Below are 11,134 nucleotides of genomic sequence, written 5' to 3' on the forward strand. Positions count from 1 at the left end.
AATCCTTTAAACTAATTGTAAGGATTTCAAAAAGTCCTCTACAAAAAGTCTTAACGTCTTTTGGGGCTGCTCTAGTTAGACCGCTTCCATTGGCTTATTCAAACAATTTGATTAGCCTTAATTGAGCGCATAAGTTTCTTCACAGCACCGAAGAACAGCCCACAACGATCGACCCAAATTCAAAATTCATCAGATTCGTCAGAGCTAACTCGTCACACCCAAGGCAGATTTACAAGATCTGCATGATCCAAGCGCTCGGATCTATCGATTCAGGTCTATTGATTCGGGTCTATCAATCTAGATCTATCCATCCAGATCCATCGATCCAAACCTATCCGTTTAACCGACTCAACAGGATCAACCCTGTCCTCCGCTGCACAGCGTTGCAGGACAATGCACTGAGGGAATGCTGAGGGAAGACCCACCACAGGCGTGACTCCTTTCAACGCCCCAACCAGTTTTACGTCTGCCGGGATCGCTCCAATCAATTGAGACTTGATTGCCACTCATCATTGAGCCTCCATTGATCGCCAGGTTGTCTTCGTTGGGAACGAAGAATAGCCTTCGCATCACTTTGCATTTTGTGCCCGATCGCGCGGCTAAGTCTTGCGTGCTCATGGTGCATTCAAATTCTTGAATTCCAGTTGCATTTCGCAACGACGATTAAGGTCATTCACAAATCGTTGACCTCTCAAGTCTGGTGCTGAAAACCGTCGTAGCCGTCATGCAGGGTGGCTGCCTTTCTTTGACCTATCAGCGTTGGACAGAACTCCTATGGCTCTTCAGATGTCCCCGGCCGGGATCGACCAAAACAGCGAGATTGCTCCGGAAGTTTCCACTCTCCGTTGGCGCACTGCTGCCAACACCAAAGCCATTCCCCTCAGCGGCAATAACAACATTGATGCTTTGCTGGCGGTGCATATTAATAATCCGACAATCACCCAAGTATGGAATGTGCCCCCTGGCGGGGTGATTACCTACAGTTTTCCCAATGCCAACACAGTCAATAATTTGACATCGGTTGCCCAGGGAGCCATCACCAACCCGGCAGAAATTCCCGAACCGGTGAAACAGGCCGTGCGGCAAGTGTTGCAAAACTACTCCCAAGTGATTCCGGTTCAGTTTCAAGAAGTGCCGGACGAAGTGGGCGGAACACTGCGCGTTACCTTGGGCAAGAGTCCGCAATTGCCCGATGCCTTGGCCTGTGCCTATGTTCCAGGAAGCGCCTATGGGGGACAGGTGTTTTTGTCGGCCAATGGAATGTTTGACCCCAACTTTTTTACGAAGGGGCCCGGCAGCGCTGGCTATGGCACTTTAATTCATGAATTGGGCCATGCCATGGGGCTGAAACATCCTCGGGAATATGGCAGCGAAGCGGGGGATGTGCCCGGTAAAGCGCCTTCTAATGTGGCGGTTTTGGCTCCAGAATTGGATCATCGCCACAACACGGTGATGTCCTACAACGGGCGGGATTTTAGCAGTTTCCAGAATTCCCGCACCCTGATGAACTACGACATTCAGTCCCTGCAATATCTCTACGGGGCTAATACCAGTTGGCGATCGGGTAATGATTTGTACACCTGGAATGCCACTTCGTTTTTAGGGGTGGAAGCCATTTGGGATGGGGGCGGAACTGACACCTTGGAAATGGGATCGTTGCCAGCCTCCGATCGCTACTATTTCGATTTGAAACCCGGCGGTTTGTTAACCACCCAAACGGGGCGCAAGGGTCGCTTTTTTGATATCTATCCCAGCTACCAACCCCTCTATCCCATGTTCGATCGGGGCAAGTCGATCGCCTTTGGGGTCACCCTGGAAAATCTCAATGGCACTGATGGAGCCGACGAGGTACTTGGCAACGATGCCGACAACGTGATTTTGGGGCGCGGGGGCAACGACAGCCTCAGCGGCGGCCTCGGTCAAGACACCCTCTGGGGCGGATTGGACGATGATTGGCTGAGCGGCGAGGCGGGCAACGACCAACTCCAGGGCAACGCGGGCCTCGATACCCTCATTGGCGGTTTGGGCAACGACCAGCTCAACGGCGGCCGCGATGCCGACTGGCTCCAAGGGGACGCGGGCGATGATGTGCTGTTTGGTGAATTTGGGGATGACCTGTTGCTTGGGGGCGACGGAGCCGATCGATTCGTGTTGGGCACGGGCATGGGCCAAGACACGATTCAGGACTTTCAGTCGGGCATTGATGGCATTTATCTGGTCAATGGGTTGACCCCCAGCGCGATCGCCCTGCGACCCCAGGGAACGAACACGTTGGTGCAAGTAACCAGCAGCAATGAGACTTTGGCGATCGTCACCGGCGCACTCTCGATCGCTGACTTTCACCTAGCCTGAGCACTCTAGGGGAATGTCTGAGCAGTCGCTTGCGGCACTGGCCAAGCACCATCCGATCCCGACCCGGGGCCCATGCCACAGTTCCTCTGGCTGCCCGTGGTAAAATGGGAGGCTGAAATCTCGATTTCACGGCAATTTCGCCCAACCGAGGCCGTTCTAAATGAGGCTTGCCGTCGATCTGTCCTTTGGGGCTTTTGCGCCACCACGATGCGAACGATTTGCTAGCCCTTGATGTGTACTAGCCCTTGATGTGTATTTGATCCCGAACGAAAGCCGGGCCGATCGCCCGTTTGGTCTTTCGTTTGGGGTCGTGCCGTTTTTAGGCACTTGTTTTTAGGCCATAAATTTTCAGGCACTTTCTGCACCAGAGACCTATGAGTACTGCCGAAGACCGGATTGTCGCGACCGACCTACGCCAGGAAATGTCGCGATCGTACCTGGAATACGCCATGAGCGTGATCGTGGGGCGGGCGCTGCCGGATGCCCGCGACGGTCTGAAGCCGGTACACCGCCGGATTCTGTATGCCATGCATGAGTTGGGTTTGGCGGCCGATCGCCCCTTCCGGAAATGCGCCCGGGTGGTGGGGGAAGTGCTGGGGAAATATCACCCCCACGGCGACACGGCGGTTTATGACGCGCTGGTGCGGATGGCCCAAGATTTTTCGATGCGCCACCCGTTGATTAACGGTCACGGCAACTTCGGTTCGATCGACAACGACCCGCCCGCCGCCATGCGGTACACGGAATGTCGGCTGCAAGCCCTGACCAGTGAATCGTTGCTGCAAGACATTGAAGCGGAAACCGTTGATTTCATCGACAACTTCGATGGTTCCCAGCAAGAACCGACGGTGATGCCCGCACGGCTGCCGCAACTGTTGCTGAATGGTTCTTCCGGGATCGCGGTCGGTATGGCCACCAACATTCCGCCCCACAACTTGGGTGAGCTAGTCGATGGTCTTTGTGCCCTGATCCAGAATCCCGAAATTACCAATCAGGAACTGATTCGTTGGATTCCGGGGCCGGACTTCCCCACGGGGGCACAGATTTTTGGTACGTCGGGGATTCGGGAAGCCTATTTAACCGGGCGTGGCTCGATCACCATGCGCGGTGTGGCCAGTGTGGAGACGATCGAGCGGCGCGGCGCACCCGATCGCGAGGCGATCATCATCACGGAGCTGCCCTACCAAACCAACAAGGCGGCGCTGATTGAGCGGATTGCCGAGTTGGTGAACGACAAGAAATTAGAAGGCATTTCCGACATTCGCGACGAGAGCGATCGCGACGGGATGCGGATCGTGATTGAGCTGAAGCGCGATGCCCGGGCGCAGGTGGTGCTGAACAACCTCTACAAGCACACGCCGATTCAAGCGAACTTTGGCGCAAATATGTTGGCGCTGGTGAACGGCGAGCCGCGCACCCTGACCCTGAAGGACTTTTTGCAGGTCTTTTTGGACTTCCGGGTGGAGGCGATCGAACGGCGCACCCGCTACGAACTGCGGAAAGCCGAAGAGCGCGATCACATCCTGCAAGGCTACCTGATCGCCCTCAGCAACATGGACACGATCATCGCCCTGATTCGCCACGCGGCGGACACCCCCACCGCCAAGCAGGGGCTAATGAGCGATTACAGCCTCTCGGAAGCCCAAGCGGACGCGATTTTGCAGATGCAACTGCGCCGTCTGACGGCCTTGGAAGCGGACAAGATCGAGCAAGAACACCAGGAATTGCAAGCCAAAATCACGGATTTGCAAGACATCCTGGCCCGGCGCGATCGGGTGTTGACGATCATTGAAGAGGAAGTGAGCCACCTGAAGGCTCGGTTTGCCACGCCGCGCCGCACCACCATTTCCCGCGACAGCGCCCAACTGGAAGAAATTGACCTGATCGCCAACGATCGCGCCACGATCGTGATTACGGAGCAGGGCTACATCAAACGGATGCCCGTCAGCACCTTCGAGACCCAAAACCGCGCCACCCGGGGCAAAACCGGCGCGAAAATGAAGGATGACGACGAGGTACAGCATTTCCTGACTTGCTGCGATCGCGATCGAGTCCTGTTCTTCAGCGATCGGGGCGTGGTCTATGCCCTCAGCGCCTACCAAATTCCCGCCAGCTCCCGCGCTGCCCGAGGCACGGCGATCGTTCAACTGCTGCCAATTCCCCACGACGAAAAAATCACCTCAGTGATCGCCGTTTCGGAATTCTCGGAAGATCTGTACCTGGTGATGTTGACCCAACAGGGCTACATCAAAAAAACCGTGCTCTCCGCCTTTGGCAATATTCGCGCCAACGGTCTGATCGCCATTTCCCTGGAAGAGGGCGACCAACTGCGCTGGGTGCGCCTGACCCGCGAGGAAGACAGTATTTTGATCGGCTCCCGATCGGGTATGGCGATTCACTTCCGAGCCGATCGGGATCAACTGCGGCCCCTGGGGCGGACAGCACGCGGCGTGCGAGCCATGAGCCTTCGCAGTGGTGATGAGTTGGTGGCGCTTGATATTTTGCCCGCCGCGATCGCCTCGCGGGTCGGTCAGGCCGGCGATGATGCGGCCGACGACAACGAACCGATCGAGGAAACCAGCGACGACAGCACCGAAACCAGCAGCCCCGGCCCCTGGGTGTTGGTGATCACCGCTCGGGGTTACGGCAAGCGCGTCCCTGTGGAGCAATTCAAGCTCTATAACCGCGCCACCAAGGGCAAAATTGCCACCAAGTTCAAATCTGGTAAGGGCATTGACGATTCCCTCGCCGGGCTGTTGGTGGTGAATGACTCCGACGAAATCACGATCGCCACGAAACGTGCCACGATCGTTCGGCAGTCGGTGAACGCGATCCCGATTCAATCGCGGGGCGCAACGGGTGTGATGGTGCAGCGAATTGTGGATGACTCGATCGCCGCCGTGGCCCTCGTGCCGCCGGAAGACACCAGCGGCGACAGCCTCGATAGCAACACCGACTCTGAGGATCAAGTTGCTCAACCGGACGAAAATTCCTAGGCAATTGCTGCTGGGCAAATGCGCCTAGGGCAACCTAGGCCAAAATTGATCCCCAATCGATCCCATAAATCCCATCAACCAATCCCATCAACAAATTCCATCAACAAAATGGGGGTATGGCCAAAAACCACACCCCCATTTCGCTTTGCCAAACCTTGGCTTAACGGCTAAACGCTGACCGTACAAGTTTGAACCGGCGCTCCGGTTGACCAAATTGATTAATTTGATTCAACTTGATCAGAGCCAACATCAACCGGCGCATCAGGCTGGGCGATCGCCCGGAACCAAACCTAGTCGAGATAGCCCATCAGATTGGAATCTTCGCCCAAATCATTGGAAGCCATTGGCCGGTTGCTGGGCAGCCAATCACTGGTCGTAATGTCCAGCGTGTTAGCCGTCACCGGGCGATGGCCCGACAGAGTGATGGTTTCCACCACTTCCAAGTTGCTGGCCGACACGGGGCGCGCACCGTAGGCGGCCACCGTGCCCACCACCTTCAGCTCGCTCGTTTCCACGGGGCGATGCTTCGGTAGATTGCTTTGAACCAAGGACAGGTGGCTGACTTCAACGGGGCGATTGTTGGGCAGGTCGCTTTCGATGAACTTAACAGTATCTTCGCCGACGGGACGGTGGCCATAGGTGGGGGCGAGGGGGCGCTTGCGGACAACCGCAGGCAGGGCCCGTTGCTCGCGATCATCGCGATCATCGAGGCGCACTTCATCGCGATCGTCGCGGGCGCGGTTGTTGGTGTCGGTGACGTTGCGGTTGCTCATGAAAACGTACCTCAGATGCCGATACTAGTGCCGTTGGAAGGGGCTGATAGGAGCCGAAGCCCAGTTTGATAACCAGTTTTATAAATTGAACTGTCAAACCCAGGTCATCCTATCAAATGCGCGTGGATCGCGGTGGCTTCGATCGACAAGGGCGATCGAGCAAGGGAGACAGGGCTGGCGAACGGACGGCGCGAACTGGCCCAATGCGGAAATGCCGCGCTGCCAATTCGAGCGCGTTCGGGCGGGTAGATTGCGTTGTCTCTACAGTTATATTTTAGCGGAGCTATAAAAAGATTATTAAAAAAATCATTGCTCTTATAAGCAGCTTTAAAGCAAAGCACCGCCCTTTCCCTGCAAAACCATGGCCATTCATGGAATCCAGGAGCCGCTGTGCGATTCAGCATTCTCTCAAATCTCCCCACCGACTCCAGAAACTAGCGCCAGATCCCCTGTTGGCGAAGGACAACCCATGACCACCTTTGAACTGCAAGCACCATTTGAGCCCACGGGTGACCAACCGAAGGCGATCGCCCGTTTGGTGGAAGCCGCGCGATCAGGTCAGCGATACCAAACCCTGTTGGGAGCCACCGGCACCGGCAAAACCTTCACCATCGCCAGCACCATTGCCCAGCTCGATCGCCCGGCCCTGGTTTTGGCCCACAACAAAACCCTCGCGGCCCAGTTGTGCAACGAATTACGGGAATTTTTCCCAAATAATGCCGTTGAATATTTCATTTCCTACTACGACTATTACCAACCGGAAGCCTATATTCCCGTCACCGATACTTACATTCAAAAAACGGCTTCCATTAACGAAGAAATTGATATGTTGCGGCACTCGGCCACTCGATCGCTCTTTGAACGACGGGACGTGATTGTGGTTGCTTCCATTAGCTGCATTTACGGGTTGGGAATCCCCACGGAATATTTAAATGCGGCGATTCCCTTTCGGGTGGGTCATGAATTAAATTTGCGGCAAACATTGCGAGATCTGGCCTCTGTGCAGTACGAGCGCAATGATGTGGAAATTGGCCGAGGAAAATTCCGCGTCAAGGGCGATGTGTTGGAAATTGGCCCCGCCTATGAAGATCGAATTATTCGGATTGAGTTCTTTGGCGATGAAGTGGAAGCGATTCGCTATGTGGATCCCTTGACCGGGGAAATTTTGCAGAGCCTAGAGGCGGTGAATCTTTACCCCGCTCGCCACTTTGTGACCCCGGAAGATCGCCTGGAGGAGGCAATTCAAGCCATCGCTCGGGAATTGGCTGCACAGAAAATCGCCTTAGAAGCGGAAGGAAAACTCCTGGAAGCCCAACGCATTGACCAACGCACTCGATACGATTTGGAAATGCTGGCCCAGGTGGGCTACTGCAACGGCGTAGAAAACTATTCGCGTCATTTGGCCGGACGACAAGCGGGCGAACCTCCGGAATGTTTAATTGATTATTTTCCGGAAGATTGGTTGCTGATTGTTGATGAGTCCCATGTGACCGTTCCCCAATTAAGGGGGATGTATAACGGTGACCAGGCTCGCAAAAAGGTGCTGATTGATCATGGATTCCGCTTGCCCAGTGCGGCCGACAATCGCCCGCTCAAGGCCGAAGAATTTTGGAACAAGGTGAATCAATGCATCTTTGTTTCTGCCACGCCGGGAGATTGGGAGTTGGAAATTTCCCAAGGGCAAATTGTGGAGCAAGTCATTCGGCCCACGGGCGTGATTGATCCGGAGATTTTTGTGCGTCCCACGGAAGGACAGGTGGATGATTTGTTGGCGGAAATTGTCCAGCGGGTCGATCGCCAAGAACGCACCCTGATCACCACCTTAACCAAGCGGATGGCGGAGGATTTGGCGGATTATTTCCAAGAGCGCAAGGTGCGGGTGCAATATCTCCATTCGGAAATTCAGTCGATCGAACGCATTGAAATTTTGCAAGCTTTGCGAGCGGGCAAGTTTGATGTGTTGATCGGGGTGAATTTGTTGCGGGAAGGGTTGGACTTGCCGGAAGTTTCCCTAGTCGCCATTTTGGATGCGGACAAGGAAGGGTTTTTGCGGGCCGAGCGATCGCTGATTCAAACCATTGGCCGGGCGGCGCGTCATGTGCGAGGTCAAGCGATTCTTTATGCCGATCGGCTGACCGACAGTATGGACAAGGCGATTTCCGAAACGGAGCGGCGACGCAAAATCCAAATTGCCTACAACCAAAAGCACGGCATTACGCCCCAACCGATCATCAAGAAATCCGGTAATTCAATTCTGGAATTCTTGGATTTGTCCCGGCGGCTCAGTGCCAAAGATTTGGAGCAAGCCTACGAACATGCGGCAGATTTGTCCTTGGATGATGTGCCAATGTTGATTGAAAAGTTGGAGGCCCAAATGAAGGAGGCGGCCAAAAATTTGGAGTTTGAAGAGGCCGCCAAATATCGCGATCGAATCAAGCATTTGCGCGATCGACTGTTGGGACAACGGCATTAAGCGGGCGGCTTAATGGTCGGATCCATACCAAATTGATTCCAGGCGATCGATCGCCCGTTGCAGTTCCGCCAAGCTATCCGCCAACACGGTCACATGGCCGAGCTTGCGGCCCGGGGTGGCGCTGGTTTTGCCATACCAATGCACTCGGCTGCGGGGAACCGCGGCCAAGCGATCGCGCTGCTCCTGATAGTCACTGGTGGCCACCTCAAAGCCCAACAAATTCACCATCGCCGCACAGGCACAGTGCAAATCCACCGGCCCAAGGGGCAACCCCGCCACGGCCCGCAAATGCTGCTCGAATTGGGAGGTGTGGCAGGCATCGATCGAAAAGTGGCCGGAATTGTGCGTGCGGGGAGCCACTTCATTCACCGACACCTGACCCTCGGCGGTCACAAACAGCTCAATCCCAAAAATCCCGATCGCCCCAATTTGCGACAACAGGCGATGGGCGATTTCTTGACAGTGGCTGGCCACAGTTGGCGGAATGGGGGCCGGCGCAATTACCCGCCGACAAACCTGGTTCACCTGCTGGGTTTCCACGATCGGGTAAATGGCCACCTCACCCGTTGCCGATCGGGCCGCCACCGCCGCCAATTCCCGCTCGAAGGGCACAAAGGCTTCCAAAATCAGCGGCTGCCATTGCCACTGATCCCCAACCGCCAGCAATGCCGCCCGATCGGCCACCACCCTTGTACCTTGGCCGTCATAGCCATGGCGACGGGTTTTCAGCACGGCCGGAAAGGTTAGGGGCTGACCGTTTTCCCACCGATCGATTTGCATCGCCTGCGCCCGATCGGTAATGGCCGCAAAGGCCGGAACCGGCAAGCCAATTTGCTGCAAAAAACAGCGCTGATCATACTTATCCAGCAAGGGTTCCAAGCTTTTGAGGCTGGGGCGAAAACAGGCTCCCGATCGGGCCAATTCCCCCAACGCCGCCAAATCCACAAACTCATTTTCAAAGGTGACCAAATCCACCCGATCGAGCAATTGGCGCGTCACGGCAGCATCCCCAACCGCCCCTTGCACCACCGCCGCCGATCCCACCCGCGCCACCACCGGGTCATCCAATTTCGGAGTTTGCACCACCAACGACAAGCCCAATTTCGGGGCTGCTTCCGCCATCATCCAAGCCAATTGGCCACCGCCAATCACACCAATTGTTCGCACCGGCCGCTGGATGGGTTCCGCCGCCGCTGCAACCTCTACGAGGGTCATTTTTCTTACTCCCAAAGGAACATATCTCAATCAGCGCTTCAGCAATCCGTTGATGAACCTTCAAGGACAGCCGAGCGATTCTTTGGTGTCGATGCCCGTGCGAGGATTCGTCCCCCGGGCGATCGCGCAGAGCTGTTTGACCTGTGCCCCATCCAGAATGGCCAGCTCAAAATCAGCCCCCTGAATGTTCACATCCTGAAAACTGGATCCCAACAAAATGGCCTCAACCAAAATGGCATCGCTCAGATCGGTGCCAATGAACTTCACGGAATCCATGAATGCATTGGTTAAATCGGCTCCATGCAAATTCGTGTCTTTGAGGAAGGATCCACTAAAGGATGCACCGGGCATTTCCGTATTTTCAAAGGTCACATCCGTTAGGTTGGCGTTGGAAAATTCCGCCGATTGCAACCGTTGATTGGAAAAATCTTGCCCAGACAATTCCGCATTGCTGTAGGACACTGGCGGCGCATATTCCTTGAATTGGGCCCAGGCCGCTGATGGGGCGATCGCTAAACCTATCACCCACGTCCCAATCAACAACACCACCGCCCACAGGCCCAGACTCCGCCCGCCCAATTGCCTCCGACCGTCCGGTTGGATCGTCGCTGAGGAACCTGAGGCAGTGCCGATTTTGGCACGCAGCCCAACGGGAACCAACCGGGCGATCGACTGGCCGATCGAAAATTTCTTCTGAACAATCATGGCTTCCAGGCCCTGCCTATGGCGGGATTCTCCCTATCAGATTAGCGGTCTTTGCGACCAATCCCAACGCTCGCCAACTCCAGCCAAGCCACTAGGATGGAAGCACAAACGGCCGGCCCCGATCGCCCCGCCAGTGCTGCCATGGCCTCGCTCAGGGTCGCCCCGGAGACCGCAGAGGAGTTAGAACTCACATCATGCAACGCTTCATCATCACTTGGATCATTTCGGCCCTGGCCCTGGCCCTGACGGCGCAACTCGTCCCCGGCATTCATTTGGCAGGCTGGACCACCGCCGCGCTCGCCGCTCTGATTTTTGGGCTAATCAACGCCACCGTGCGCCCCATTTTGTTCTTGTTCACCTTGCCGCTGAACATTCTGTCCTTGGGCCTCTTTTCCTTGGTGATTAATGCCTTTTGCCTAATGCTGGTGGCCTATTTCAGCCCCACTGGTTTTGCGATCGAGGGCTTCATTCCCGCCCTGATTGGTTCGATCGTCCTCGCGATCGCCTCCAGCGGCTTGCACAGCCTCTTTGGCATCTTGGGTCTGGAACCTGAATCCTAAAGCGGACATCAATTAGGTTGGGTCCTTCAGATTGCGCTTTCCAGACATACCCTGAAGGCC

Annotated in this window: 8 protein-coding genes; 4 read left to right on the forward strand and 4 right to left on the reverse strand. The window is 55.6% G+C overall.

Translation table 11 applies throughout. From position 1 onward, the window contains the following. The first annotated feature begins 774 nt into the window (after nt 1-774). Both H6F46_RS15825 and gyrA read left to right on the forward strand, forming a co-directional pair. Nucleotides 775-2,352 carry a M10 family metallopeptidase gene (locus H6F46_RS15825; RefSeq protein WP_190355649.1) on the forward strand — a complete coding sequence of 526 codons (1,578 nt, stop codon included), beginning with the start codon at nt 775-777 and terminating at the stop codon, nt 2,350-2,352. A gap of 374 nt (nt 2,353-2,726) precedes the next feature. After that, entirely contained in the window at nt 2,727-5,348 is a 2,622-nt protein-coding gene (gene gyrA, locus H6F46_RS15830; RefSeq protein WP_190355650.1) for a DNA topoisomerase (ATP-hydrolyzing) subunit A, read from the forward strand. Nucleotides 5,349-5,638: 290 nt separating this feature from the next. On the opposite strand, the gene H6F46_RS15835 is transcribed toward gyrA, so the two are convergent. Beyond that, nucleotides 5,639-6,121 carry a hypothetical protein gene (locus tag H6F46_RS15835; protein ID WP_190355651.1) on the reverse strand — a complete coding sequence of 161 codons (483 nt, stop codon included), beginning with the start codon at nt 6,119-6,121 and terminating at the stop codon, nt 5,639-5,641. 469 nt (nt 6,122-6,590) lie between these two features. Here H6F46_RS15835 and uvrB point away from each other — a divergent pair, with 469 nt between their 5' ends. Next, nucleotides 6,591-8,594, forward strand: a complete 2,004-nt coding sequence (uvrB, locus tag H6F46_RS15840) for an excinuclease ABC subunit UvrB (protein ID WP_190355652.1) — start codon at nt 6,591-6,593, stop codon at nt 8,592-8,594. 9 nt (nt 8,595-8,603) lie between these two features. Here uvrB and H6F46_RS15845 read toward each other — a convergent pair whose 3' ends face one another. The 3 genes from H6F46_RS15845 to H6F46_RS15855 are packed head-to-tail and all read right to left on the reverse strand — an operon-like array spanning nt 8,604 to nt 10,705. Beyond that, on the reverse strand, nt 8,604-9,809 hold the full coding sequence (locus tag H6F46_RS15845) for a 5-(carboxyamino)imidazole ribonucleotide synthase (RefSeq protein WP_190355653.1): 1,206 nt from the start codon (nt 9,807-9,809) through the stop codon (nt 8,604-8,606). A 60-nt stretch (nt 9,810-9,869) separates the two neighbouring features. Next, the gene (locus H6F46_RS15850; RefSeq protein WP_190355654.1) at nt 9,870-10,514 is read right to left on the reverse strand and encodes a pentapeptide repeat-containing protein; all 645 of its coding nucleotides are present in this window, start codon (nt 10,512-10,514) and stop codon (nt 9,870-9,872) included. A gap of 41 nt (nt 10,515-10,555) precedes the next feature. After that, a complete protein-coding gene (locus tag H6F46_RS15855; protein WP_158234398.1) occupies nt 10,556-10,705 on the reverse strand; it encodes a hypothetical protein in 150 nt (49 codons plus the stop codon). Between the two features lie 3 nt (nt 10,706-10,708). Between H6F46_RS15855 and H6F46_RS15860 the strand changes: the two genes are divergently transcribed. Beyond that, nucleotides 10,709-11,074 carry a phage holin family protein gene (locus H6F46_RS15860; protein WP_190355655.1) on the forward strand — a complete coding sequence of 122 codons (366 nt, stop codon included), beginning with the start codon at nt 10,709-10,711 and terminating at the stop codon, nt 11,072-11,074. Nucleotides 11,075-11,134: the final 60 nt, after the last annotated feature.

It is taken from the genome of Limnothrix sp. FACHB-1083 (assembly GCF_014696485.1).
Lineage (GTDB): Bacteria > Cyanobacteriota > Cyanobacteriia > CACIAM-69d > CACIAM-69d > CACIAM-69d.

Excerpts from the sequence above, each read along its gene's own strand:
- H6F46_RS15835 (WP_190355651.1), bottom strand. The coding sequence starts at position 6,121 with ATGAGCAACCGCAACGTCACCGACACCAACAACCGCGCCCGCGACGAT.
- H6F46_RS15845 (WP_190355653.1), bottom strand. The coding sequence starts at position 9,809 with ATGACCCTCGTAGAGGTTGCAGCGGCGGCGGAACCCATCCAGCGGCCG.
- H6F46_RS15825 (WP_190355649.1), top strand. The coding sequence starts at position 775 with ATGGCTCTTCAGATGTCCCCGGCCGGGATCGACCAAAACAGCGAGATT.
- gyrA (WP_190355650.1), top strand. The coding sequence starts at position 2,727 with ATGAGTACTGCCGAAGACCGGATTGTCGCGACCGACCTACGCCAGGAA.
- H6F46_RS15850 (WP_190355654.1), bottom strand. The coding sequence starts at position 10,514 with ATGATTGTTCAGAAGAAATTTTCGATCGGCCAGTCGATCGCCCGGTTG.
- uvrB (WP_190355652.1), top strand. The coding sequence starts at position 6,591 with ATGACCACCTTTGAACTGCAAGCACCATTTGAGCCCACGGGTGACCAA.
- H6F46_RS15860 (WP_190355655.1), top strand. The coding sequence starts at position 10,709 with ATGCAACGCTTCATCATCACTTGGATCATTTCGGCCCTGGCCCTGGCC.